Raw genomic sequence first — 26128 nt, forward strand, 5'->3', positions numbered from 1 at the left:
ACGCTTCGCAGCCTTGGACATGCGCAGCAACTCCATGCACAGAACTATACATACACAACACCAGGGATTACTAATGAAGTTGATGAGCCTGCGCGAAGCAGTCCCGCACATTCTGGCCTTCGCGTCCGGATCCTCCGGCGGCTCCGTGCCGGCGCCGGCATCACTGCGATGTTCTTCATGGGGGCCTCTCAGTCGGTTCCGGTGTCCGCTCGTGCCCCTTCGATCGCCCAGAGCGGCGAAGTGACCGCTCCCCTGAGCGTCTTGGCGCGGAGGGATTCCATGCCGCGGTGGAGGGTGGTGGCGCCGTGAGCGTAGGCGTCCTCGATGGGCAGGTAGTAGAAGAGGTTGAAGTATTCGTGCGCGCCTCGCAGCCTGGCGTAGTCGTAGCCGGTGGCGCGGAGCCAGACGGTGCCCGCGTGGCGGTAGGAGGGGCTGAAGGCGACCATACGGCCGTCGGCGTACGCGGCGAGGACGACTCCGCTGTCGGCCATGCCGTCGGCCTGGTCGCGCAGCAGCCTGGCCATGACGCCCGGGTCGGCCGCGTGGCCGTGGCGTTGCTGGAGCTGGGCGAGCAGTGCGCCGGCGGAGTCGGCGCACTCGGAACGCCGTAGGGTTCGGAGCTCGTATCCGGCTTCGGTGGAAGCCCGGCGTTCGCGGCGGATGGCCACGCGCCGCTTGGAAGGCAGGCCCGCGAGACTGTCCTCGAACCTGCTGCCGGGCAGCGGGATCCGCGCGTCCTGCCCCAGCTGCACGGCGTTGGTGCCGCAGGCGTCGGCGAGTTCGGCTGCAGCGGTCTCGGTGACATACAGCCACCAAGGCTGCGCCGCGTGGGCGATGGCCAGTGAACTCGTGGCTGCTACGAGCCCGTTCAGTGCCTCGCGCCGTCGGCCGGGCGTCAGGCGGGGGGTGCAGGAGAGGCGCGTAGACGGGCGCCTACCGGTACGCGCAGTCCTCGAACCTGTACGAGCGCTACGACTACGCCCGTCAGGTCTTCACCGGCCACGGCTACGTCCAGGAAGGATTCGTCCGCTACAAGAAGCTCGGCCGCGGCGGCTACAAGCAGAAGGTGCTCACCTTCCACAGTGTGCCGCTGCTCGGGCTCGGCGTCGGCGCCCGTTCGTACACCGGTGTCCTGGATTACATGGTGGGCTCCGTCAAACCGTTCATGTCCGAGGTCGCCGACTACATCTCCCAGGTCAACGCCCACGCGGTGGAGCCCGTCATCGGCTTCGTCCTCGACGTCGAGGAGATCATCCGCAAGCGCCTGGTCCTGGACACCTTCGACCTGGACCTCGCCGAAACTGGACCGCTTCGGCTACCAGGACAAGGCCCACCTGTTCGAGCCGATCCTGGACGCCGCCGAGGAGACCGGACTGCTGCGCCGCCTCGGCCGCTGGGTCCAGCTCACCCCCAAGGGCTTCAAGTACCGCGACATGCTGTCCTGGATGTTCTTCTCCGACACTGTGGTCCAGCTCGACCACGACTACTGCGAGCGCCTGCACGAACAGAACGGTCGAGCCCGGAAGCACATGGGCACACCGGTCGGGATCTCGGGCATCCGCACCGCGCGTGCGGCTTCGTGACCGAGCCGTTCATCGCGGCGGCCGGCGCCGGTGCCCCCGATCAGGGTCGCCGCCGCAGCCGCAGGCGGACTGTGCGGCCCCTGCCTCACGAGGGCGGGCGCGGGCTCGGTCCTGCTGAGCGGCTGTTGCGGCCGCGTCTAGTGTGATCGGGTGACGGAATTCAGCATCCTTGACGACAACACCTCATGGCAGAAGGACTTCGAGCGGCGGCTGCTCGCCTCATACACGGCGGCCGGCCTCGATGCGGCCGCCGCGGAGCGCCTGCTCGAGGATGTACGTGCCGACACCGGCGCCTGGACCGTCGCCGCAATCACGGACGCCGGGATGCGGGTGGGATACGTCGCCGTGGTCGTAGCCGACAACCACGGCGCTCCCGCGGGCCGTATCGGCGACGTCCACGTCGACGCGCCCCACGCGGGCCGGGGACACGAGCAGGCCGCCCGAAAGTGGGCCGAGCAATGGTGTGCCGAGCGCGGTGCCCGCCGGCTGAACATACGGCTCACCGAGCCCGCCGGTGAGCTGTTCGACGGTTACGGCGTCCGCGGCCAGCTCAGGACACGCCGCATCGGTTTCCCGCCGAAGCCACTCGCTGGCGTCACCGCTCGGCCGATGACCGAGGCCGAATATCCCCAGTGGCTGGCCTCGGAGAAGTCCGCCTACGTCGGCGACATCGTCCGCTCCGGAGCCCTGGACCCCGAGGAGGCGGTCCGCAAGTCCGACCGTGACTTCGCCGATCTGATTCCCCAGGGCCTGGCGACGCCCGACAACACGTTCCTGGTGCTGGAGGCGGCGGGCGAGCGGATCGGCACCGGCTGGCTGAAGCACGGGCACCTCCCCGGGGTCACCTATGGCTACTCGCTGCACATCCAGGAACAGCACCGCGGCAAGGGGTACGGGCGGGCCGCGATGGCGGCCGGTGAACGGGCAACGGTCGAAGCGGGCGACTCGGTGCTGATGTTCACGGTGTGGGGCGGCAACGAGGTGGCCATGAACCTGTACACGAGCGCCGGCTACCGCGTCATGGAGGAAAGCCGTTCCCTCAGCCTTCCTCACCCCGCGGCCTGACGTCGGCTCACACTGCGCGGCAGCGCTGCGTGCAACGTTCGGTCACCGGCCTGGGATCCCAGGCCGGTTCATGACGGCGGTTGCGTTCCGGCCTGCTCGCTCACCATGTATCGCGCGTACCAGTCCGGCCAGTTCGGGTCCTCCGCGCCGGTGCGCGCCTCGTGTTCGCCGTGCGCCGCCGCGGCCCGTCGCAGGGCGCCGGCCAGGTCCTCGGCCGAGGCGAAATCGGTGGTGGCGGAGTCCACCCGTCCCGGGAGCCTGGTGGTGACTTCCTGCAGGAGCCAGCCGTTTCCGTCCGGGTCGCTGAACGACAGGAAGGAGCCGTAGCTGCCGTGTCGCGGCTCGGGTCCGGGCACCCGGGCGTCGGTGCCGCCGTGGTGGAAGACGCCGCCGGCGTCGTGAAACACATCGCTGGGGTCGGCGCCGCGCTGTGCCAACTCGTCGTGAGCGGCCTCGATGTCGTCGACGATCAGGTGCAGGCCCTGAGCCGAGCCCGGTGCCTGATCCGTGACGGACGTGCCGAAGATGACCGACGCCGGGGAACCCGGAGGAGTCACCTGCACCACGCGAAAGTCGCCGTCGGGCGCGATGTCCGCGTCGAGTCTCCAGCCCAGCGTCGTGTAGAAGTCCTTGGCCCGGTCGACGTCGGACACGGGCACCACGACGACCTCCAGTTTCATGTCCATGGTTTGTGCCTCCCGTCTCGCCACTGCGGCCTGGGCCGGGGCTGCTGATCGGGCGATCATTGCGCGACGAGCTGTTGGCCGCCATCGATGTCGTAGGTGGCGCCGGTGAGGGCGCCGTTGGTCATGATGTGCAGCGCGAGGGCGGCGACATCGGCCGCACCGACCACTCGGCCGATGGGCAGCGTCTTCCTCAACTGCTCGCGTCGGGCGTCGAGTTGGTCGCCCAGGAGGGAGGCCGACAGCGGTGTGTCCACGAACCCGGCCGCGATGAGGTTGACCCGGACCGGGGCGACCTCCAGTGCCAGGTTGGCGGTCAGCGCCGGCAGCGCTGCGGTGAGGGCGCCCATCACGGCCATCCCGGCCGCGGGCCGTCGGCCGCCGGTCCCGCCGATGAACAGCAGCGTTCCCCCGGCCCGGACCTTCTCGCGGCTCGCCCGCGCCACTGCCAGCATCACCGCGAGGCGCGTGCCGAAGTCACGTCCGGCGTCGGCGAGGTCGATGTCGGCGAGGGGCCTGTACGACGGGCTGCCGGCCGTGACCATCACATGGTCGACCTGCCCGGGCAGCTCCCGGAGAAAGCGCTCCAGGCGATCGGTGTCCTGGGCGTCGAACGCGGCCGTGCTCACCGGGTTCACCTCGTCGGCCGCCCGCTTCAGACGCTCGGCGTTCCGTGCCGTGAGCACCGCCTCGCCGCCGGCCGCACGCACCTGCCGCGCGGTTTCCAGACCGATTCCCGCGCTGCCTCCCACCACCACGACCGTCTGCCCGGCGAGTACTCCGCGTGCCGCAGCGGTTCCTCCCTCGGTCGCACTCACCGGAAGTCACCGCCGTCCTCGCGCGGTTCCCGGACGTCCCTCCGTTCGCCAGGCATGGTCACCTCCACGTCTGCTCGGCGCCCGTTCCCCTGTCGTGCTGCCACCCCCTGCGTCGCGCGGTGTCTTTCTTTACGACGAGCCCCTGCCGGGGGCGCCGTTCACGATGCCGACGAACTCATCGGTTCTGATCTTCCGGATGTGGTGCTGCTTCAGCATGAAGTCGAGTCCGGTGTTCGCGAAGCCGCTCGAAGCCCAGTGGTGCCCGACTGGTCAGCGAACGGATCGCTCGCTGCTGGGATGCGACACAGAGACGACGGGTACGGGGCCGTCCCGAGTCCTCCGCCACGGACCGCCGGCTCCGTCGCCTCAGTCTGTCACTCGTCCGGCCCACGTGCATCCGGGCCCCGCTACCCGACCGGACGGTCTGAACTGGTCGCGGAACGGAAGGCGTCGTGCTTCCGGGAGGTCAGGGAGATGCAACGGATCGTGGGTGGCCCGCAGAGATGCCGTGGCGGGCGGTGGCGCTGACACGCTCGTCTGCCACCGCCCCTCACTAGGTCGAGAATCTCAGGCCCGGCGGAACCGCCCTGCGGGACACCGACGAAGCCGACGTTGCCGACCGGCCGGGTGGAGCGCCGGGCCGGTCAGGCGCGGGTGCTGTGGCGGGGGCCGCCGTACTCGCCGTCGGTGACGTGTTCCAGCCAGTCGACGTCGTCGGTCTCCCACAGGGCGATGTGGGTCATGAAGTGGTCGGGGGCGGCGCCGTGCCAGTGCTGCTCGCCCGGCGGGGTCCAGATCACGTCCCCGGGGTGGGCTTCGAGGATCTCCCCGCCACGGGACTGGATCAGGGCGATGCCCTCGACGATGTAGAGGGTCTGGCCCAGTCCGTGGGAGTGCCAGGCGGTGCGGGCGCCCGGGGCGAAGCGGACGGCGTTCGCGCGAGCCCGGGAGGGTTCCTCGCCGCGGTAGATGACGTCGGCCCACGCGTCGCCGGTGAACCACTCGGCCGGCAGCTTCATCGTCGGCTGCTTCTTCAACAGTTCCATGGTGAAAAGAATCTTTCTCGAGGCTGGTCAGGTCAGGCAGTGGTGGTGCCTTCGGGCCCTTCGAGCTCCTCGGCGATGCTCTTGAGCTGGGCGACGGCGGTCATGGCCGTGGGCCAGCCGGCGTAGAAGGCCAGGTGGGTCAGGGCCTCGCCGAGCTCTTCCTTGGTCAGGCCGTTGTCCAGGGCGAGCTTGAGGTGGAAGCCGAGCTGTTCGGTCCGGTGCAGCGCCGCCAGCGCGGTGACGGTGACCAGGCTGCGGTCACGTGGCGACAGCTCGGCGCGCTCCCACACGTCCCCGAAGAGGACCTCGTCGGTCAGCTCGACCAGTTTGGGGGCCACGGAAGTCAGCGCTCGCGGCGCGGTGTGCTTGGACATGGTGCCGGCTACTCCTTGTTTCAGTGGGTCAAGTGGTGTCGTGCCGCCGCCGCAGCAGAGGTGTCACCACGATCGTGGACAGCAGTACGGCGACGGTGACGAACAGGCTGGTGCGCAGGCCGTGCAGGAAGCCGGCGTGGCCTGCCAGCAGGGCGCCGAAGACGGCGACGGCCAGGGCGCCGCCGATCTGGCGGGCGGTGTTGAGGATGCCGCCGGCGACGCCCGCGCGGTGGGCGGGGACGTTGTCGAGGAGGTGGGCGGTCAGTGGGGGCATGACCAGCGGGCCGCCGAGGCCGACGGGAACCATCAGCGCGGCGACGGCCCAGAGCGGTGCTGTCGGCGGAAGCACCGCCAGGATCATCGTTCCGGCGGCCATCAACAGCAGCCCTCCCGTGATCGAGGCCCGCCGGCCGATCCTGCGCACCAGCCGGCTGGAGGCCGGTGTGAGCAGTGCGGAGAAGGCCATCATCGGCAGGAACGCCATCCCGGTGGCCATCGGCGACAGGCCGCGCAGCTGCTGGAAGTACAGGCTGAGCACGAACGGCATCCCGTAGAAGCCGATCATGAAGGTGAAGCCGACGGTGACCGCGATCACCATGGTGCGGTCGCGGAACATCTCCAGCGGCACCATCGGGTGCGCGGTGCGGGCCTCGACGGCGAGAAAGCCGGTCAGGCCGAGGACCGCTACCGCCAAGGCGACGATCACGCGGGGGGCGGTGAAACCCTCCGCGCCGGCTTCGATCACCCCGTACGTCAGTCCGCCCATCCCCGCGACCGCGGCGAGCTGCCCGGCCCGGTCGAACGGCACCCTGCGGTGCGGCGACGGCCGGGTCCGCGCCACCAGGAGCAGGGCGACGACACCCACCGGGACGTTGATGAAGAAGATCAGCCGCCAGCTCAGCTCGGACAGCACTCCGCCCACGAGCGGCCCGGCCGCAGCGGCCGCCGCCCCGCCCGACGCCCATACGGCCACCGCACGGGCGCGCCGCGCCTGATCGTCGTACGCCTCTCTGATCAGCGCCAGTGTCGTGGGCATCACCACCGCCGCCCCGGCGCCCTGCACGAAGCGGGCGGCCACCAGGATTCCGAGTCCGGGCGCCAGGCCGCAGGCCGCGGAGGCGGCGACGAACACCACCACGCCGGTGCCGAAGGCGCGCCGGGCGCCGATCCGGTCCGAGAGGGCACCCGCCGACAGCAGCAGCGCGGCGAACATCAGGGTGTAGCCGTCCACCACCCACTGCAGACCGGTCATCCCGCCGCCCAGCTCGTCGCGGATCGTGGGCAGGGCGACGTTGACGATCGTGGCGTCCAGGGTGATCACGAAGAAACCGACCACGGCGGCGGCGAGGGCCGCGACCGCGTGCCGGCCGCGCTCCCGCTCTGCCGTGTCGGCAGGCGGCCGCAGGGTGGTGGGCACGAAAGTCTCCAGACGACGAGATGGACGTAAGGGCTGGACGGCGGCGCGTGAGCCACCGCCGCCAGGGGCGGATCGCACCGCTCCTTCTCTCCGCTACCGATGAAACCGCTGGTCACGGGGGTGGGGAAGGTAATGCTGTTCCAGGTAATGACAGAACCCCCCACGCCCCGCGCACCCGCCCTAGCCTGGAAGGCGTGGACAGCAGGAACGAGATCAAGGAGTTCCTGGCATCGCGCCGGGCCAGGATCACCCCGCAGCAGGCCGGCCTTCCCGCGTACGGAGGCAACCGCCGCGTGCCCGGCCTGCGCCGCGAAGAGGTCGCCATGCTCGCCGGGATGAGCGTGGACTACTACGTCCGGCTGGAGCGCGGCAACCTCTCCGGTGTCTCCGAGGCGGTCCTGGACTCCCTCGCGCGTGCCCTTCAGCTCGACGAGGCGGAACGCGCCCACCTCGACGACCTGGCCCGCGCCGCCAACACCACTCCGCACAAGCGCCGCCGTACCGCCCCGCAGCCGACGCAGGTGCCGCCGAGCGTGCAGCGGATCCTGGACTCCATGACCGACGCGCCCGCGTTCGTCCGCAACGGCCGCCTCGACTTCCTCGCCGCCAACCGGCTCGGCTACGCCCTGTACGCGCCTCTGTTCGGCGACGGACACAAACCCCCGGCGAACATCGCCCGGTTCAAGTTCCTCGATCCCCGGGGCCGCGAGTTCTTCGGCCGCCACTGGGAGGAGTCGATGAACAACACCGTCGCCCTGCTGCGCACCGAGGCCGGCCGCAATCCGCACGACAAGGGCCTGACCGACCTCATCGGCGAACTCGTCACCCGTAGCGAGGAGTTCCGCATCGCCTGGGCCCGGCACAACGTACGCCTGCACTACAGCGGTGTGAAGCACTTCCACCACCCGGTCGTCGGCGACCTCACCCTCGCCTTCGACGCCATGCAGCTGCCCGCGCACCCCTCCCTGAGCCTGACGGCGATGAGCGCCGAGCCCGGCTCCCCCGACGAGGACGCCCTGAAACTGCTGGCGAGTTGGGCTGCCACCGCTGACGAGGCGCTGCCCCACGAAGCCCTGGACCAGCCCGCCCCGTGACCTGTGACGGGGCCCGTGGCGGAGTGGGCCCGAACGTGTGCGGAAGCGATCGCTGCCAAGGCCGACGAAGCGCGGGACAGCCCCCGGGGCCGGACGCCTGATCCGGCTGTCGTCGTCGGCTCGTTGTGCCCTGCGCAGGCGCGGCGATGTGACCGGTGACGGGCGCCCGGAACGCCTCAAATCCTCGGCGTTGCCCGGTTGCAGAGCCAAACGCAGAGTTCAGCGCGATCGGATCGCGGTACGGCTCGCGGTACGCCGCCGGTGATCCGCTGGACCGGGCCTGGAAGAGGTGGTCCGTGCGTGCTACTCCGCGGTAAACGCATGGTCCCGCGATCTCTTGGTCCGGGCAGCGGTACGGTGTGCCCTGACCATCAGCGGGCCATGGGCCCGTGACCACTAGGGGAGTTATATGCAACACCGCAGACCGCGCCACCACCGCAGACTCATAGCCCGAGCGGTCGGTACCGCAGGTGTGCTCGCCGTCGCCCTGGGTGCCGGGGTGACGCCTTCGATGGCCGCCGGGAAGGCGTCCGACAAGCAGTCGGCCACCGGATCCTCGCCCGACGAGGACTCCACGAACTGGGCGCCGGAGAACGACAGCGCGGCCCTACCCAAGGACACCCACCAGGCCGCCACGCTCAGCCGTGGCCGGGCCTCCGCCGTCCAGCTCGAGCTGCCCGCGCCGAGCGGGCCCTACAAGGTCGGCACCTTCAGCCAGCACCTCGTCGACAAGTCCCGGACGGACCCGTACGTATCCGGCAACCGCGCGCGCGAGTTGATGGTGACGTACTGGTACCCGGCCTCCTCCACCTCCGGATACCCGGTGGCGCCGTGGATGCCGTCGATCTCGGGCGCTCACTTCCTGTACTCGCGCGGCCTGTCGCCGCAGCAGGTCGCGCTGCCGCAGACATCCAGCCACGTCCTGGCCCCGGTCGACACCAACCTCGGCAAGCTGCCCGTGCTGCTGTACTCGACCGGGCTGCACTCGGACCGCGCGATGGGCACGGCCCTGGCCGAGGACCTCGCCAGCCGCGGCTACATCGTCATCGCCGTCGATCACACCCACGACGCCAACGAGGTGCAGTTCCCGGGCAATCGGCTCGAGGTCAACACCATGCCGGCCGGCTCGCACTCCTCCGACACGCTCAACGTGCGCGCCGCCGACATCCGCTTCGTCATCAACCAGCTCGGCACCATCGCCAAGGGCGGCAACCCGGACGTCGACCACGCCAAACTCCCCTCCGGTCTGTCGAAGTCCGTGGACACCTCCCACATCGGGATGTTCGGCTGGTCGCTGGGCGGCGCCGCGGTCGACACCGCCATGCAGCTCGACCACCGCATCGACGCCGGGGCCAACCTGGACGGCCAGTTCTTCGGCACGGCGCCGAGCAAGGACCTGAGCCGCCCGTTCATGCTGTTCAGTTCCGGCACGCACAACCGCAACAACGACTCGTCGTGGCGCAAGCTGTGGCCCCACCTGAAGGGGTACCGGGTCGACATCCAGCTCCACGGCTCCAGGCACCTGTCGTTCAGCGACAACGAGTGGCTGGTGCCGCAGGTGGCGCCCCTGCTCGGGCTTTCACCGGAGCAGGTGCAGCAGCAGTACGGCACGATCGATCCCGACCGGGCGATCAAGATCCAGCGCGTGTACCTCGCCGCCTTCTTCGACAAGCAGTTGCGCGGCAAGCACACCACCCTGTTGGACGGGCCCTCCAAGAGCTACCCGGAGATCGCCTTCGTCCGCTGACGTACTCCGAGCACCGGGCCCCTGCATGGGGGCCCACCCCGGAAGTTCCGTGACAGGACGACACAGGGACGCTCGTGTGATTGTTGTGTGATCTCATGCGGCTAAAGTGTGCGTTCATCGAACGTTCGAGCGCTCGTCGCTCGGTTGAGAGAGGAACCGCTGCCCTGCCCACCGCGTCCCGGGCCCTGCGCCACAGCACCCCCGTCGCCGGCCGCGATGCGGCTGCCCGGCGGGGTCTGTCCGCCGGGTGCGTCGCCCTCCGTGCGGGCTGCCGGTGGCGGCAGCCCGCACGGAGGGCGGGCCGGGCGGCATCCGATCCGAGGGGGTCAGAAGCCGGGTCGAGCGGTGCGCAGCCGATCGCCGTGGACGTCCCGCTGTCGGTGCGTATCGCGATCGGCGCCCCTACGACGACGCAGGGCCGCACCGCCGACACGTCCACAGCGGCCGGCACACCTCCCGGTGCCGCTCGCCTCGGCGGGCTTGCGCCGTCGACCGCCGCCGTCGACCACTGCGGTGTGTGCACGGGCCTCGACGGCCCGATCCGCCCCAGCTTCCGCCCCAACCGGTCTGCCGCCGAGGGCACGACCACCGACAGTCCGTCGGACGGCGTACCGCTGGACGGCACGCACCAGCAACGCCTACGGCTTCCGGGCAGCCCGCCGCCTGTAACCCGCCGCCCCGCCTGACCACTGATCCAAGGACCTCCGCCATGGCCACCATCCCCACCGACCAGACCACCGGCTCCCGCACCGGCCACCGGACATCGCGCCGGCGCGGCAGCCGGCCCGAAGCCCCGGCGAGCTGGGAACGCCCGGCGCTGGCCGCGGTGCTGATCGTCGCCGCGCTGCTGTACGGCTGGGGCATCGGGCACGCCGCGATTCACCCCTACTACAGCTCGGCGATACGGTCGATGGCCTCCAGTTGGCGGGCCTTCTTCTTCGGCGGTCTGGACCCCAGCGGTTCGATCACCCTCGACAAGCTGCCCGGCGCCTTCTGGCCCGAGGCCATCAACGTCTGGATCTTCGGTCCGAGCACCTGGGCGGCCGCGCTGCCACAGGTCGTCGAGGGCGTGCTCACCGTGTGGCTGCTCCACCGGATCGTACGGGCCTGGGCCGGGCCGTTCGCCGCGCTGATCGCGGCGCTGATACTCACCTTCACCCCGGTCACCGTGGTCCTCAACAGGGCCACCATCCCGGACACCGCGCTCACTCTGCTGCTGGTGGCAGCCGCCGGAGCCCTGCAGAAGGCCGTACGGACCGAGCGACTGCTGCCGCTGATCACCTGTGGCGTCTGGGTCGGGCTGGCCTTCCAGACGAAGATGCTGCAGGCATGGCTGGTGCTGCCGGTCTTCGCCGTCGTCTACCAAGTCGCCGCGAGCGGCACACCGTTGCGACGTGCCCTGCGCCTGCTGCTGAGCGGTGTGGCCGCCCTGGCCGTCTCCTGCTCGTGGACGCTGCTCGCCTGGGTGACGCCCGCCGCGGACCGCCCGTACGTCGACGGCACCTCCAACAACAATCCCTTCAGCCTGGTCTTCGGCTACAACGGCCTGAGCCGCTTCAGCGACGACGACACCGCGTTCGGTGCCGTTTCGGGGACCGCCGCCAGCCGGACCTCCGGAAACACCGGCTGGGGAATGCTGGTCAACCACACCGTCGGCCCGCAGATCGCCTGGTTCCTGCCGCTCGCCGCGCTCGCCGCCGTGGTGGCCCTGGTCTGGCGCGCCCGCGAACCGCGAACCGACCTGCTGCGTGCCGGATTCCTGCTCTGGGGCGGCTGGCTGGCCGTGCATGCCGTGGTGTTCAGCGTCTCCAACGGCAATCACCCGTACTACACGGCCGTCCTCGCACCGGCGATCGCCGCGCTGGCCGGGGGCGGGCTCGCCCTCTTCCGGTCCGAGTACGAGGCGGGCGGTCGGCGGCGCGTGTGGCTGCCGTCGGCCATCCTGCTGACGGTGGCCTGGGCGCTGGTACTCGACGTGCCGACCCTGTTCGCCTCCTGGCTGCTGTTGCTCGCCGTGGGCCTTGCGATATGCGGTGCACTCGGCCTGTGGACCGGCGGGTCGCACGCCTCGGGGATGGTCCAGGGCTCCCTGGCCGCCGGGATCGCGGCCACTCTGCTCCTGCCCGCAGGCTGGGCCGCCTCCTCCCTCGACCCGCTCTACGCGGGCGCCTCCACCTCCCCCACGGCCGGCCCGGTCGGCAAGGTCTACCGCAACGCCCTCCACGACCGATCCGCACTGCGCCGGGTCGGGCTCGACCAGCCCAGCGACCGCGACACCGCCCTGCTCGACTACCTCACCGCACACCACCACGGCGAGAAGTACCTGCTCGCCACCCAGGCCGCCTACCCTGCGGAGCGTCTGTTGCGCGCCCAGTCCCAGCCGATGCTCGTCATGGGCGGTTTCACCGGCAAGACCCCCTTCCCCACCGCCGATCAACTCGGCAGCCTGATCAGCACTCACCAGCTCCGCTACGTGCTGCTCACCCCGCTGCGGCCCACCACCCCGGCCACGACCTGGGTGAAGTCCCACTGCACGCGCATCCGCTCCGGGGCCTACGGCTGGCGCACCAAGGGCAGCTTCCGCCTTTACGACTGCGGCAAGCAGGGCTGAGGAACGACGCCTGGTCGATCGCCTGGCAACCCTTTGCGGAACGCGCAGCACCTGCAGCCGTCACGAGGGCCGCCGGCCATCGGCCGGGCTGCGGCTTCAAAAGATCTTGCGGCTGCCGCCCCGTTCCCGCGCTACCGTGGGTGATCAGCCCGAAGACGGCGTGTCGGCAGGTGGCCAGGCCCGAATGTGGACGGGAACGGTGACAGGTGGCGCAGAACGAGCATCGGCTCATCGGGCGGCAAACGGAACTCGCGCGGCTGGAGCGGCTGCTGCGGGCTCCCGCGCACTCCTCGTTCGCCGTGCTCCGCGGCGATGCCGGCACCGGCAAGAGCGCGCTCCTTCAAGCAGCCGTGTCCCTGGCCGACGAGGCGGGCTTCGAGGTCGTGGGTGCCTCCGGTGTGGAAGCGGAGTCCCAGTTGCCGCTCGCCGGCCTGCATCAGCTGCTCCTGCCGCTGCTCCCGTTCGGCGGGCGGCTGCCCGCCCCCTCGCGCGGGATCCTGGAACAGGTCACGGGTCTGCGCGGCGAGGCCGCTCCGGACGTGGCGCAGGTCGCCGGTGCGATGCTCTCCCTCATCGCCGCGGCAGCGGACGACCAGCCCCTGTTCTTCGCGGTCGACGACGCGCACTGGTTCGACAGCGAGAGTGCCCGTGTCTGCACCTTCGTGATGCGCCGGGCAGGTGCGGTCGGCGGCCGGGGCGTGATCACCGTAAGGGCGGACGTACCGTCCGTGTTCGACGACGCCGGACTCCAGGAGATCGAGGTCGGGCCCCTGGACGGACCGGATGCGGCGGCGCTGCTGGAACGCACCGGCGGCCATCTGGACCCGGTCGCCCGTGAGCGCGTGCTGCACTGGGCACAGGGCAACCCGCTCGCGCTGATCGAGCTGCCGAAGACGGCCGGGAGCATGCCTGCGGCCCCGGCCGAGCAGGCATCCCCGCTGCCCCTCACGCGCCGCCTGGAGAACCTGTACGGATACCGGATCTCCGAGCTGACGCCTTCCGCGCAGGAGGCCCTGCTGCTGGCCGCCCTCGACGGCCTGGCCTCCGTGGCCGGACCCCGCCGTCCCGCACTGGAACGGCGGCTGGGCGACGTCGACGAGGCGATCGGCCGCGGACTCCTGGTGGTCGACCCGGTCACCGGGCAGCTCGGCTTCCGGCACCCGCTCGTGCGTTCCGCGGTGGTCCAGCTCGCCACGCCCAACCGCCGAAGGGCGGCCCATGCCCAGCTCGCCGAGCTGCACCGGGACGACCAGGAGCGGCGGGCGCACCATCTCGCCGAGGCCACGGTGGACCCCGACGAGAAGGTGGCCACCGTGCTGGAGCGGGCTGCCGAGGCCGCGACCAGACGGGGAGCGTCCTCGGTCGCCGTGATCTGGTTGGAGCGGGCCGCACAGCTCAGCGAGAGACCGGATCAGCGCTCCCGGCGTCTGGCTGAGGCGGCCTTCGTCGCAGGCCAGTCGGCCCAGCTGGAGCGGGCGCAACAGCTGTCGGAGATCGCGGACGCGGGTGCCGGCGAGACCGGAAGGATCATCGCGGAGTGCTACGCCGCCCTCTACCGGGACGGCGACGTGCGCACCACCCATCGCAAGGTCGTCGCCGCCCTGGACCGGCTGGACCCCGTCCAGGACAAGCCGGCGGTCGAGCGACTGATCAACCTCCTGCTGGTGATCTCCCTCTTCGCGGCGGACACCGCCGTCTGGACGGTCACCGAGTCGTGTGTGGACCGTTTCTGCGACCCGGCCGATCCCGCGGGTTCGGCCGGCCTGCTGTACCGCGACACGTGGGGCGACGTGGTCCGCCGGGGCCCGGGCGGTGTGGAGCGTCTGCGTCGGGAGTTCGTCCGTGCTACGGCCGACCGGCCGTGGGATGCCATGCGACTGCTGGTCACCGCCTACTACCTCGACGCACTCGACGAGTTCCGCGGCCCTCTCACCCGCCTGGTCGCCCGGGAAGGGAAGGCGGGCGCCGCCGGAAACGCCATGACGTTGCTCCAGGTCGTCATGCTCGACCAGATGGGGTCCGGCCGGTGGACCGACGCCGAGCAGACGGGCCGCCACGGTCTGGAGCTGACCACCCGGCACGACTACGCCCTTTTCGCCCACCAGTTCCGCGGCTTCCTCGCCATGGTCGCCGCCTGCCGCGGAGACCTCGACGCCGCGGACGCTGATCGCAGGGCGGTGGAGGCCTGGGCCAGGCCACGCGGTGTCGGCCACCTGACCCAGTACGCGGACGCCGTCGGCCTGACGGCGGCGCTGGCCCGCTCGGACCATGCGGCCGCGTACCGCTTCGCCACGACGATCACCGCACCCGGCGAGTTCACACCCCACAGCCAGCAGGCGCCACGCACCCTGCTGGATTTCGTCGAAGCCGCCCTGCGCAGCGGACACCTCGACGAGGCCCGCCGCCACGCACAGGCGGCCGTCGCCGCCGGGCTGCCCGCCCTCTCTCCCCGCCTGGCCCTCGTCACGGCGGCGGCACAGGCCATGACGGCGCAGCAGCAGGCATCCAGCCTCTACGAGCGTGCCCTCGCCACTCCGGGCGCCGCCCTGTTCCCGTTCGAGACCGCCCGCATCCGCCTCGCCTACGGTGAGCGACTGCGCCGCGACCACGAGACCAGAGCGGCGCGCGAACAACTCGAGGAGGCCCTGCGTGTCCTCACCCACCTCGGCGCCCTCCCCTGGGCCGACCGAGCCCGTGCAGAGCTCGCCGCGGCCGGGGCCGCGTTCGGCGCACGGGGCGCGGGATGGCAGTCGCTGACCGTGCAGGAACGGCAGATCGCCCAGCTCGCGGCCACCGGGCTGACAAACAAGGAGATCGGCGCGAAGCTCTTCCTCTCACCCCGGACGGTCAGCTCCCACCTGTACCGCATCTTCCCCAAACTCGGGATCACCAGCCGCGCCGCGCTCCGCGACGCCCTCGACACCGCCATCCCCACCGCTCCGCCCGACGAACGCTGATCTCGCCCGGCGGCCCGCTCGGTCCAGCCCTCGGCCCCTCAGTCATGTCCCAACGCCACCGGTTGCGTCATCTGACTGAGCCGACGGCGATGACGCCGGCGGCACCTTGGAGAGCACCACAGGAGATCGCATCAGGCGGTCCTCCGTCGCAAGGAGGCTCTCATGGCGAACCAGCGCACCCCCGTCGTCCTGATCCACGGGCTGTGGCTGCACTCCTCCTCCTGGCACCCCTGGATGGAGCTGCTGCATGCCGAGGGCTTCGACCCGCTCGCCCCCGGCTGGCCCGGCGAACCGGACAACGTGGCCGACGCACGGTCACACCCGCAGGCCGTGGCCGGCCCAGGCATCGACGACGTCACCGAGCACTACGCGTCCCTCGTCAAGTCGCTGCCGACCGAGCCCGTGCTGATCGGGCACTCCTTCGGCGGCCTGATCGCCCAGAAGCTCCTCGGTCTCGGACTCGGCCGGGCCGCCGTGGCGATCGACCCGGCACCGATCAGAGGTGTCAGGTCGCTGCCGTTCACGCAGCTGCGCTCGGCCTTCCCGGTTCTCCGTAATCCGGCCAACCGCTCCCGGGCCGTCTCCCTCACGGCAGCGCGGTTCCGCTACGCGTTCGGGAACGCGATTTCGCAGCCGGAGTCCGACGCCCTGTTCGAGGCGTACGCCGTCCCCGCCCCGGGCCGGCCGCTGTTCGAAGCGGCGTTCGCCAACTTCTCCCGCAGGTCACCGGCCACGATCGACACCGGCAACACCGATCGCGGCCCCCTGCTGCTGATGTCGGGCCAGCGCGATCACACCGTGCCGGACGTCGTCACCCGCGCCGCCTACAAGCTCTACGGCGACTCGACCGCGACCACCGACCTCAAGCAGCTCCCCGACCGCGGCCACTCCCTGGTCGTCGACCAGGGATGGCGAGCCGTCGCCGACTGCGCGCTCGGCTGGCTGGCGCGCCAGGGCATCACCGGCCTGTCCGCCACGGCCGGCCGCTGACCGCGGGCACCACGCCTTCTGCCTACTCCCCTACCTGAAATACATCAACGAACGAGGAATACCGTCATGGACCTGCACCTGAAGGACAAGATCGTCGTCGTCACCGGCGCAAGCCGAGGCATCGGACTTGCCGTCGCCCGAGCCTTCGCCGAGGAAGGCGCTCGCGTCGTCGCCGGCGCCCGCACCACCAGCCCCGAACTCGCCGAACTGGCGGCCACCGGAACCGTGATCCCGGTGACGGCCGACCTGGCGACGGTGGGCGGCGTGCAGACGCTCGTCGCGACCGCTGTGGAACAGTTCGGCGGCATCGACGTCCTGGTCAACAACGTCGGCAGGGCTCAGCCCCGGCTGGGCGGATTCGCCTCCGTCACCGACGACGAGTGGCTTGAGACCCTGACCGTCAACCTGCTCAGCGCGGTGCGCGCCTCACGTGCGGCTCTTCCCGCGCTGCTCGCATCGCGTGGTGCGATCGTCACCATCAGCTCGGTCAACGCTTTCCTGCCCGACCCCGGCATCGTCGATTACGCGGCCTCCAAGGCCGCTCTCACCAACTTCTCCAAGGCGCTGTCCAAGGAGGTGGCCGAGCAGGGCGTACGGGTCAACACCGTTGCGCCCGGCCCGGTGAGCACCGACCTGTGGAGCGGTCCCGGCGGCATGGCCGAGACCCTCGCGTCCGCCATGGGCGTCCAACCGCAGGAAGCCGTGGACCAGGCGATCAACAACCTGGGCGGCCTCGCCACCGGTCGGTTCACCCGCCCCGACGAGGTCGCCGACCTCGTCCTGATGCTCGCCAGCGACCGCACCGCCAACATCACCGGCGCGGACTTCACCATCGACGGCGGCCTCATCAAGACGCTCTGATCGATCACCGAAGCACCTGTGCCCGCTCCCTTCACCCGGAGTGGGCACAGGTGCTTTCGGCTCCCCGGCCACCGAGGTCCACAGTCGCCACGGCACGAGCCCGGCCCGATGCTCCGACCGCACCGACGGCCCGACACGCTCCCAGCCTGTAGAAGCTGGAAGCAGGTCGGATTCGATACTGGGCGCATGCGCGTGGAATACGACCCTGAGGCGATGAGCAGCGCGGCCTTCTACAGGTTCCTGACCTCGGTCGTCGTGCCACGGCCGATCGCCTGGGTTTCGACGACCACCCCGGACGGACACACCGAGAACCTCGCCCCGCACTCCTTCTTCAGCATCGCCAGCACCGATCCCCCGATCCTCCAGTTCACCTCGATCGGCCGCAAGGACTCTCTGCGCAACGTCGAGGACACCGGGGAGTTCGTCGTCAACTTCTCGTCCGAACCGCTGCTGCACCTGATCAACGCCACCGCCACCGACTTTCCTCGTGCGGTCAGCGAATTCGACGTTGCGGGTGTCGAGCGCGAAGCCAGCAGATGCGTGCGGCCGCCCCGGGTGGCGGGCTCCCCTGTGGTTCTGGAGTGCCGTTCGCACACCACTCTCCGCATGGGCAACTCCACCCTGGTCTTCGGGCGGGTGGTCCATGCCGCGGCGGAGGAAAACTACATCGTCGACGGCCTGCCCAGCAGCGAGTCGTTGCGTCCGCTCACCAAGCTCGGTGGCGACGAATGGGGCACTCTGGGCGAGGTCCTGCACCTGCGCCGCATCCCTTACGAAGAGCCCGGCCCGCGCTGATCGGGGCCCGGGCCACGGCCGTTCAGGCACGCGCTCGTGAGAGACGGCTCCGACGCAGAACCGTGAGGATGTCGGAGTGCCGGGCCCGGAGGGCCGGCTTCATCGCTGTCAGAGAAAGGCGGCCTCGCCACAGGGGCGGCAGTGAAAGACGTAGCCGCGGCCGCCTCCGCCGAAGTTGGCGGAGGTGGCGAAGTCGGATCCCTCTTCGAGTTCAGCCGTGAACGTCATACGGGCAGTGCAGGAGGGACAGTCAGGGGTCTCGTCACCTTGGATCCAGTCCGGTTCGCCGCCCAGCCGTCCCAGAACCGGCTCCGCGGTCGGGGCGTCGCCCGGGTGCGGGCGCAAGGCGGTGACCGCACCGAGCAGCGTCTCGCCTTCGGCGGGGACGGTAGCCGCCGCCAGTCGGCCTTTGAAGACGAAGGCGCGGTTGGCACCGGCGGTGGCGTCCCAGTCGTCGCACATGCCGGGATCGTTCTGGCAGAAGAACACCGCGACCGCCCCGAGATCGAGGGGCAGATGAACGAGGAACTGCATGGGCCCGCCACACTCGCGGCAGTTCGGCCAGACGAACCCGTCCGGGACGAGTGGAACTCCTCCGGTGCGCATTTCGGGAGCGTCGGCTACGGCTTCCCCGCCGTGGATCAGCAGCATGCCCACAGCCTAGGTGCAATCTCTCGCACTCCGACCGGGGGTCCGCCGGGCGCTGCCGGGCTTTGCCTGCGCCTCGCCCCCCTGTTCAAGCTCAGTCGGCCGCCGCGACCGCGTCCCTGATGAGGCGGCGGGCGGCCGCGTCGGTGCGGGCGACGTCATGGGTCACCAAGCGGTCCTGGCACAGACCGCGCAGGCCGGAGACGAGGACCGTGGCGCCTGTCCGCGCCTGCTGTGGCGGGTGGCCCAGCCGGACGTAGGCCGCGGCGATGGGGCCGATCATGACCTCGACGGTCTCGGCCGCGATGTCGCCGTACTGCTCGGGATCGGTGGCGGCCAGGCTGAGCAGCTGCAGCAGCATGCGGACCGGCCCGGACTGCTCCCCGACGGTCATCGCTTCCCACAGGGTTTGGGCCGCCTCGCGGAGTCCCGCGCTGTCGCGGACGTCGTCGAACATCGCGTGCGCGTCCGGACGGCTGGCGGCCAGTGCCTGGGCCAGCAGGTTCTCGCGGCTGCCGAAGTAGTACAGAAGCATCCGCTTGGTGGTGCCGATCGACTCGGCGAGCGGACTCAGCGACATCTGCGCGACGCCGTGGTGCTGAAGGTGGTGCACCACCTGCTTCAGCAGCTCGGCACGCTTCTCGGCATTGACGGGGCGAGGCACACCTTTGACTGTACCGACCGGTACGCGTAAGGTCCAGGCAGACGTAGATGTGCCGATCGGTACATTAATCGAGGGGCGCCATGGCGACGGTCGGGCGCGGGTCAGCCGAGAGGGGCGCCGTGAAACTGATGGCACCGCGAACAGTGAAGGACCACCGGCACCGGAGAGGCGGCCATGGGGTTGCCGGACATCCGGTCGGCCGTGTGCCCCGCGGGCTCTGGTGCACGGCTCGCCGTGGCGACCAAGGGGTGGCCCTGTGAAACACCGGATCGAGCGTCCCCAGGGCATATCCGTGGCCAGAGTCCTCGTCGAGACCCTCACGATCCCGGCAGCACTCTTCCTCGGCCTGCTCTTCAGCTTCCCCATGGCCTTCCACCAGCCTCAGCCCCACCACATCAAGCTCGTGATCGCCGATCGGGCAGTGGAACGCAACGTCGACGCCGCTCTACAGCGACAGCATCCCGGCGGGTTCGACGTCACGGCCGTCACAGACGCCGGAGAAGCCCGCCGGGCCGTGCTGGACCGGGACGCGGTGGCAGGCTTCGCCGCCAAGGGCAGACATGCCGCCGTGCTCTACGTGGCCAAGGCCAACGGCGCGACCCTCGAGCAGGCGCTGACCAAGGGCTTCACCCAGCTTGCGGCGCACAACCACCAGAAGCTCACCGTCACGGACGTAGCCCCCACGGTCGGCAAGGACGGGGCCGGCACAACCATGGTCTACTTCGGGATCGCCTGGAACGTCCCCGGCTACATCCTCGCCACCACCCTGCTGCGGGCGGTGACCCTCAACCGGCGCAAGAAGCTGATCACCATCGTGGGCGTCGCCGGCCTCTTCAGCGTCGTGGGCTTCCTCGTCGGCGTGGGACTGGACTTCTTCCCCAACGACCCCACGGCGATGGCGATCGCCTTCCTGCTCACCACGGCCGTGGCCACGTTCTCCCTCGGCATGGCGCCCTTCGTCAAGCACTTCTTCCCACTGGCGGGTCTGGGCCTGTACGTCGTGCTGAGCGTTCCCTCCAGCGGCCTGGTCCCCGTCCAACTGCTGCCGGGGTTCTTCCAGGCCCTGCACACCGTCATGCCGCTGGGCAACGCGGTCGACGCCCTGAGAGGACTGCTGTACTTCGACGGTGCCGGGGTGCTGAAGCCCGTCCTCGTGCTGTGCGCGTGGATCACCGCGGGTACGGCGCTGCTGGGCCTCGACGCCTGGCGCCAGTACCGCATGGCCGTACGACGAGGAGCGCAGGACGAGCCGGAGGAGGTTCCCGAGCCGCCCGTGGAGGACCCCTCCGTGGAGGCGCCGGCACCCACCGCGCTACCGGTCCACCCGCACCACTTCGGCGAACTGCTGCCGATGCTGGAGGGCACCGTCCGCGACGGCGAACAGCAGCCCATCCGGCATGCCGCGGTGACCGTCATGGACGCCGGCGGCCAGCAGTTGGTGCGCACCACGACGAACGCGCGGGGTGAGTACGCCGTGACCGGTCTGCCCGAGGGATACATCAGCGTCGTCGTCTCGCATCCCGGCCGGAACCCCCTGGTCCACCAGAGGCTGGTGCAGTCCGGGGTGGCCGTCCGGGCCGACTTCGCCCTGCATGACCGGCGCAACGGCACGCCGGTTCACGCGGGCGCTCAACGCCTCGATCTCGGCCACGCGAGACACGGATCCTGAGACTGCGCAGCCGGCGCCGGCCGGCGCCGGCGCCATCGCACAGAGGTGTCCCTCGCCGGCGCGGCACCCGCTGCCATCTACGCAGCGCCCGCACACCACGGGAATATCCGGAACGGCGTCAACGGCTGTGGCCATGTGGAATCAAGGGAAACCGAAACCTGCCGGTGTCGGAGGAAGTACGCGAGGACGGATCGCAAGTGACCAAGGAACACGCCAACCGTCGCGGCCTCCGGCCGGACCGCCGCAGAAAGCACACCGCTGAGCTGCTCGCCGCGTGCGCCGCCTGTCTCATACCGTGGACCGTGATGCTGGGGATGACGCTGCCGTCGTCCCGCCACGTTCACCAGTGGCGCCTGACCTGGGTCGGCTTCGACGTGCTGCTCGTCATCGCGTTGGCATCCACGGCGTTGCTGGCCTGGCGCCGCAGCCGTTCGGTCATCCTGTACGCGCACGCCACCGCGGTCCTGCTGATCTGCGACACCTGGTTCGACATCTCGCTCGACGCCGGCACCGAGGACGTCTGGATGGCGGGTGGCCTTGCCCTGGTCACCGAGCTGCCGCTCGCCGCCTTCCTCATCCATCGGGCACACTCCCTGATCGCCCTGCTCCCGTGGCCGCCCGCGCACAGCACCGCCGGCGACACCGCCGGGAGCCGGGCGGAACCGGTCCCGGACGGGGAGACTTTCCCTCCGAGCCTGCAGACGGGTGGATGACCGGGGTCCATTCGATCAGGCGTTCACGCGCCTGGGCGGAACGGAGCAGGATGCGCAGCGGCTGCAGGTTCGCGGCGGTGAGACCGTACTGGTTCGGCGAACTGCGAAGCAGAGGAACTGAGCGCTGACAGCCAGCAGGTAGACGGCGGTCGTGGTCGCCCCGACGAGCCCCCTCAGAGGGGGCCGGAACAACATCGTGCGAGCAAGAGGCTGACCAGCGGCGACAGCCGCCATGGGCATATGGAAGGCGGCCCCTATCCGCGTGCCGCCCGAGGCGGACCTCTCCGGCTTCATGGGGGCGCCGCCGTACGCGACGGCACCCAGCCCGACGAAGGCGAGCGTCGCACCGGCGAGGAGTGCGAGGACTTCCGCCGCCCCTGGGGCGCCCTTGCCGGACGACGTCACCGCGGTGGCGGTCCACAGCGCCAGGGGTATCCGTGCGGGGCCGCGTTCGCGGCCACGGCAGCACGGAGCCGGCCACGGTGTCCCTCCAACCGCCCAGCTTGTCGCCATGGACCCGGGCCGCTTCGTCAGCCGCCTGTACGCCCATCTCGACCTCGCACGTCACCGAGCCGTTCTCGCCACCGCCAGCCATCCCGCCCGTGCTGCGTCATCCCGCCGGGCACGCCGAGGTCCTTCCCCTCCGACCCGGCCTGCTGCTCGGCATCGACCCCGACGTGGACCATCCCCCCACCGAGATCGCGCTGACGCCCGGCACCGTCCTGGCCCTGTACCCCGACGGCCTCGTCGAGACTCCCGGGGTCGACATGGACGACGCCATGTCCGGGCTCGCCACCCAGCTCGCCTCGGTCTCGACCCAGCCCTTGGACCGGCTCGCCACGCCCCTGATCGACCATGCACGGCAGAACCGCGCCCCGGACAGACGACATCGCCCTGCTGCTCATCGGGCTCGCCACCGCCGGGTAGCGCCCGTCCGGCCGGACCTCGCCGGCAGGCGCTGCGGCGGTGGGCATGCCTACCCCTTCCCCGGGGAGGAGCTCACGGCGGAACTCGCCCGCTTTCCTTCCGGTACGAACGTGCGCTGGGTGCAGGAGGAGCCGCAAAACCAAGGGCATGGTCCTTCGCCGCGCCAGTCCCCGCCGTCCGCCGTCGGCTCCGCTCGGCGGCATGTTCTTCGGCGGCCCGCATCTGTGCAGGCGGGCTCAGTCCCTGCCCGTCCCCGGTCGCGTGGCCCGCCAGACCAGGAGCGCGCCTGCGGCGCCGTACGCCATGAGCAGGACTCCGTTCCTGGCGTCGCGTCGCCGCTCCAGGGACTGGTAACTGCGCTGCTGCTCGTACGTTCGTGTCGCCACCGCGAGCGACCCGTCCAGCACCGAACACCGCGCGTCCCCTGGCCGCATCGGGCCTGGGCGTTCCTCCCCGTCCGCGCCCGCGTTTTCTCCCGGACACACGACCTGCGCCGAAGCCGCCAGGGCACTTATGAAGCTCGCCGCTCCCCACACCGCAGGCACGAGGAAGAACGCCAGGAGGACGACTCTGAACTTCACTGGACCCCCCACTCAACCCCCATGGGACGGGTGGCAACTCCTGCGTTGCGTACGGCTGTTGTATCTCCCCGGTGACAAGCCGACCCGGCGGTATACCTGCCGTCCTTGGACGTGCGGGCGGCCGGCAGTCGCATCCACGCCGTGGGCACGGTACCAGGCCCTCTCCTGCCTGGGCGGCCTCCTGCCGGCGACCCAACTGGCCGCCCATCCAGGCCAGACGGAAGCGGCCACGGCCTGCAGCAGCTGCCCCCTGCCCTGTTCCAATTGCAACTGCCCGTCCATCGCACGGTCGGTCGCCGGTTGTGCCTCGGCGCGGCCGAGCAGCGGACTTCGCGCGTCAAGCTGCAGATATCTTCAGAGGGCCGTACTCAGAGTGGTGAGCAGGCAGGGTCACGGTGTTCACGTCTGGCGTTCGCCGTTGCGATGCCTCGCCGTGACGGGTCTCGACGCACGGGAAGTCGATGCCACCGCCACGCGCCCAAGCGCCACAGCCACGATCGTCCGGTCTCCCGCCGTGGAACGACGAAGCGATCGCGCTGGATCCACTCGGCAGGGGTTGACATGTGGCGCCGCGCGACACAGCCTTTGGCAACGTTGTCATTCCACTCCGGCACGGGACGGTGCGCGGAGTTGCTTCGGCCTGCGTCGCTTTGCTGATGGGACGTCACCACTCATGAGAGATCAGTCGGATCCGTCGCGCCATCCGTCGCGACGGACCATCGTGACCACCGGTACCACCCTGCTGGCCGGCTTCGGCCTCGGTTCCGTGCTCCCCGTGCCGACCGCCGCTGCCGCCCCCACCGGCGCACCCGTCACCCCCGCCACCCCCGGTGAGCTGGCGCTCTACCGGCCGGTCACGGTCTCCTCGACCGCCTACGCCGCAACCCCCGGATCCTTCGTGGTCGACCGCCTCTCCTCCCCCGGCGTGCGCGGCAGCGGCTGGCGGGCCGAGGACGGCGACCCACAGTGGATATCCGTGGATCTCCAGGCCGACTGCGAGGTCACCCAGATCCGGCTGACCTTCGAGGCGGACGCCTCCGACCCGGTGTACACGCCGCCGACCACCGGCAACGTGCACAGTGGCACCACGGGCAAGGAGAGCCAGTCCAGTTACCCGCTGGTCTTCGTGGTCGAGACGTCCCTGGACAACACGTCGTGGACCGCCGTGTACCGCACCACGTCGGGCACCGGCGGCGTCGTGGACGTCCAGCTTCCCCGCCCGGTGCCGGCGCGCTGGGTGCGCATGACCTCCCAGAAGCGCTCCAGCCCGCTGCCCCTCGGCGTCAACGGCTTCGAGGTCTACGGCACCGCGAGGAGCAGCCGCCCGGCCGCCACCGGCTGGACCGACTGGGGCGTCGAGCACGGCGACGCGCCGAGGCTCGCGGTCGCCGACGACGGGACCGTGCCGGTGGAGTCGGGCTGGCGGCTCACGATGGACGACTGGGCGGGCGCCGACGGCGCGGCCCTGTCGAAGACGAACGTCGACACCAGTACCTGGCTGCCCGCGACCGTGCCCGGCACCGTGCTCGGCTCGCTCGTGGAGCGGGGCCAGCTGCCCGACCCGGTGGCGGGCCTGAACAACCTGCACATCCCGGAGGCGCTGTCGCGCCACTCCTGGTGGTACAAGCGGGACTTCGCCCTGCCCCGCGGTGTGCGCACCGGCGGCGGCCGCCACCTCTGGCTGGAGTTCGACGGCGTCAACCACAAGGCCGACGTGTGGCTCAACGGCGAACGGGTCGGTGATCTGACCTACCCGTTCGCGCGGGCCGCGTTCGACGTCACCCAGCGGCTCGCGGCGAGCGGCGACAACGCGCTCGCGGTGCGGATCACGCCGATGCCGGTCCCCGGCAGCCCCGGTGACAAGGGCCCGCTCGGCGAGTCCTGGGTGGACGCGGGCGCGAACCAGATGAACCTCAACTCCCCCACGTACCTGGCGTCCTCCGGCTGGGACTGGATGCCGGCCGTCCGTGACCGCGCGGCGGGCATCTGGAACCACGTCCGGCTGAGATCGACCGGGCACATCGTCATCGGCGACCCGCGCGTGGACACCGTGCTGCCCGCGCTGCCGGACGTGTCGGTCGCCGAGGTGACCGTGGTCGTCCCGGTCCGCAACGCCGACAGCGCCGACCACCAGGCGACGGTCACCGCGGCCTTCGACGGCGTGCGGGTCTCGAAGACCGTCGGCGTCAAGGCCGGCCAGAGTCTCGACGTCGTCTTCGCTCCCGACGCGTTCCAGCAGCTCCGGCTGCACAACCCCAGGCTGTGGTGGCCGAACGGCCTGGGCGAGCCCCATCTGCACGACCTCACGCTCACCGCGTCGGCCGGCGGCCAGGAGAGCGACCGGCGCACCACCCGCTTCGGCATCCGCCAGTTCGGCTACGAGTACGAGGTGCCGCTCACCTTCACCGCGTCCGGCGACTCCTACGCGCAGACGGTGACCTTCGACCGGCAGCAGGCCCAGTACGTCCGCATCAGATGCCTGACGCGGGCCACCTCCTGGGGCAGCTCACTGTGGACCTTGTCCGTCCAGGACAGCGCGCGGCCGGGCACCGACCTCGCGCTGCACGCGCCGGCCGAGGCCTCCAGCACCGACCAGGACAGCAACGGCGCCGCCAACGCCACCGACGGCGACGCGGGAACCCGCTGGTCCTCCGCCTACGAGGACGACCAGTGGATCCGCGTCGACCTCGGCTCCGTCCAGTCCTTCGACCGGGTCGAGCTGACCTGGGAGCAGGCGTACGCGAAGACTTTCGTGGTGCAGGTCTCCTCCAACGACTCGGACTGGACCGACTTGAAGGCTCCCCTCCCTGAAGGGAGGCGATTCCTCACCCTCCAGGGCTGAGCGGGGATTTACGGCTCAGGCCGCCACCGGAGCCGGCGGCCCC

At 70.6% G+C, this 26128-nt stretch carries 21 protein-coding genes and 2 pseudogenes; 14 read left to right on the forward strand and 9 right to left on the reverse strand.

Features of this window, described 5'->3' with window-relative positions:
• Positions 1–188: 188 nt before the first annotated feature.
• Complete coding sequence (locus tag ACIBJF_RS43780) at positions 189–752, reverse strand: GNAT family N-acetyltransferase (RefSeq protein WP_399182768.1); 564 nt, start codon at positions 750–752, stop codon at positions 189–191.
• 375 nt (positions 753–1127) lie between these two features.
• Between ACIBJF_RS43780 and ACIBJF_RS43785 the strand changes: the two genes are divergently transcribed.
• Both ACIBJF_RS43785 and ACIBJF_RS43790 read left to right on the forward strand, forming a co-directional pair.
• A complete protein-coding gene (locus ACIBJF_RS43785; protein ID WP_399182770.1) occupies positions 1128–1583 on the forward strand; it encodes a hypothetical protein in 456 nt (151 codons plus the stop codon).
• 150 nt (positions 1584–1733) lie between these two features.
• Positions 1734–2648 carry a GNAT family N-acetyltransferase gene (locus ACIBJF_RS43790; RefSeq protein ID WP_399182772.1) on the forward strand — a complete coding sequence of 305 codons (915 nt, stop codon included), beginning with the start codon at positions 1734–1736 and terminating at the stop codon, positions 2646–2648.
• A gap of 68 nt (positions 2649–2716) precedes the next feature.
• On the opposite strand, the gene ACIBJF_RS43795 is transcribed toward ACIBJF_RS43790, so the two are convergent.
• From ACIBJF_RS43795 to ACIBJF_RS43815, 5 genes are all read right to left on the reverse strand, one after another.
• On the reverse strand, positions 2717–3334 hold the full coding sequence (locus ACIBJF_RS43795) for a VOC family protein (protein ID WP_399182774.1): 618 nt from the start codon (positions 3332–3334) through the stop codon (positions 2717–2719).
• Between the two features lie 56 nt (positions 3335–3390).
• Entirely contained in the window at positions 3391–4149 is a 759-nt protein-coding gene (locus tag ACIBJF_RS43800) for an SDR family oxidoreductase (protein WP_399182776.1), read from the reverse strand.
• A gap of 644 nt (positions 4150–4793) precedes the next feature.
• Positions 4794–5195 carry a cupin domain-containing protein gene (locus tag ACIBJF_RS43805; protein WP_399182778.1) on the reverse strand — a complete coding sequence of 134 codons (402 nt, stop codon included), beginning with the start codon at positions 5193–5195 and terminating at the stop codon, positions 4794–4796.
• Positions 5196–5227: 32 nt separating this feature from the next.
• Complete coding sequence (locus ACIBJF_RS43810) at positions 5228–5569, reverse strand: carboxymuconolactone decarboxylase family protein (RefSeq protein WP_399182780.1); 342 nt, start codon at positions 5567–5569, stop codon at positions 5228–5230.
• A gap of 28 nt (positions 5570–5597) precedes the next feature.
• Positions 5598–6986 (reverse strand): MFS transporter, encoded by a 1389-nt coding sequence (locus ACIBJF_RS43815; RefSeq protein WP_399182782.1) that lies wholly within the window; start codon positions 6984–6986, stop codon positions 5598–5600.
• A gap of 194 nt (positions 6987–7180) precedes the next feature.
• On the opposite strand from ACIBJF_RS43815, the gene ACIBJF_RS43820 reads away from it, so the two are divergent.
• The 8 genes from ACIBJF_RS43820 (at position 7181) to ACIBJF_RS43855 (ending at position 18041) form a co-directional block, all read left to right on the forward strand.
• Entirely contained in the window at positions 7181–8080 is a 900-nt protein-coding gene (locus ACIBJF_RS43820) for a helix-turn-helix transcriptional regulator (protein WP_399182784.1), read from the forward strand.
• A 409-nt stretch (positions 8081–8489) separates the two neighbouring features.
• On the forward strand, positions 8490–9827 hold the full coding sequence (locus ACIBJF_RS43825; RefSeq protein WP_399182786.1) for an alpha/beta hydrolase family protein: 1338 nt from the start codon (positions 8490–8492) through the stop codon (positions 9825–9827).
• 362 nt (positions 9828–10189) lie between these two features.
• Positions 10190–10513, forward strand: coding sequence for a hypothetical protein (locus tag ACIBJF_RS43830; protein WP_399182788.1), 324 nt, complete (start codon positions 10190–10192; stop codon positions 10511–10513).
• Between the two features lie 23 nt (positions 10514–10536).
• Positions 10537–12438, forward strand: a complete 1902-nt coding sequence (locus tag ACIBJF_RS43835; RefSeq protein WP_399182790.1) for an ArnT family glycosyltransferase — start codon at positions 10537–10539, stop codon at positions 12436–12438.
• 206 nt (positions 12439–12644) lie between these two features.
• Positions 12645–15395, forward strand: coding sequence for an AAA family ATPase (locus tag ACIBJF_RS43840; RefSeq protein ID WP_399182792.1), 2751 nt, complete (start codon positions 12645–12647; stop codon positions 15393–15395).
• A 162-nt stretch (positions 15396–15557) separates the two neighbouring features.
• On the forward strand, positions 15558–16385 hold the full coding sequence (locus ACIBJF_RS43845) for an alpha/beta hydrolase (RefSeq protein ID WP_399182795.1): 828 nt from the start codon (positions 15558–15560) through the stop codon (positions 16383–16385).
• 66 nt (positions 16386–16451) lie between these two features.
• The gene (locus ACIBJF_RS43850; RefSeq protein WP_399182797.1) at positions 16452–17246 is read left to right on the forward strand and encodes an oxidoreductase; all 795 of its coding nucleotides are present in this window, start codon (positions 16452–16454) and stop codon (positions 17244–17246) included.
• Positions 17247–17432: 186 nt separating this feature from the next.
• Positions 17433–18041: a flavin reductase family protein gene (locus tag ACIBJF_RS43855; RefSeq protein ID WP_399182799.1), complete on the forward strand. Its 609-nt coding sequence runs from the start codon at positions 17433–17435 to the stop codon at positions 18039–18041.
• 108 nt (positions 18042–18149) lie between these two features.
• On the opposite strand, the gene ACIBJF_RS43860 is transcribed toward ACIBJF_RS43855, so the two are convergent.
• Positions 18150–18692 (reverse strand): hypothetical protein, encoded by a 543-nt coding sequence (locus tag ACIBJF_RS43860; RefSeq protein ID WP_399182801.1) that lies wholly within the window; start codon positions 18690–18692, stop codon positions 18150–18152.
• 91 nt (positions 18693–18783) lie between these two features.
• Entirely contained in the window at positions 18784–19353 is a 570-nt protein-coding gene (locus ACIBJF_RS43865; RefSeq protein WP_399182803.1) for a TetR/AcrR family transcriptional regulator, read from the reverse strand.
• Between the two features lie 256 nt (positions 19354–19609).
• On the opposite strand from ACIBJF_RS43865, the gene ACIBJF_RS43870 reads away from it, so the two are divergent.
• The 3 genes and pseudogenes from ACIBJF_RS43870 to ACIBJF_RS43880 form a co-directional block, all read left to right on the forward strand.
• Positions 19610–21022 (forward strand): carboxypeptidase regulatory-like domain-containing protein, encoded by a 1413-nt coding sequence (locus tag ACIBJF_RS43870; protein WP_399182804.1) that lies wholly within the window; start codon positions 19610–19612, stop codon positions 21020–21022.
• Positions 21023–21219: 197 nt separating this feature from the next.
• Positions 21220–21735 (forward strand): hypothetical protein, encoded by a 516-nt coding sequence (locus tag ACIBJF_RS43875; RefSeq protein ID WP_399182806.1) that lies wholly within the window; start codon positions 21220–21222, stop codon positions 21733–21735.
• Positions 21736–22337: 602 nt separating this feature from the next.
• Positions 22338–22799, forward strand: a pseudogene (locus ACIBJF_RS43880) (SpoIIE family protein phosphatase); the annotation flags it as partial.
• Between the two features lie 99 nt (positions 22800–22898).
• Here ACIBJF_RS43880 and ACIBJF_RS43885 read toward each other — a convergent pair.
• Complete coding sequence (locus ACIBJF_RS43885; RefSeq protein WP_399182808.1) at positions 22899–23096, reverse strand: hypothetical protein; 198 nt, start codon at positions 23094–23096, stop codon at positions 22899–22901.
• 820 nt (positions 23097–23916) lie between these two features.
• Here ACIBJF_RS43885 and ACIBJF_RS43890 point away from each other — a divergent pair.
• Positions 23917–26079 (forward strand): annotated as a pseudogene (locus ACIBJF_RS43890) (discoidin domain-containing protein); the annotation flags it as partial.
• Between the last annotated feature and the right edge of the window lie 49 nt (positions 26080–26128).

This window comes from Streptomyces sp. NPDC050743 (genome assembly GCF_044456925.1).
Taxonomy (GTDB): domain Bacteria; phylum Actinomycetota; class Actinomycetes; order Streptomycetales; family Streptomycetaceae; genus Streptomyces.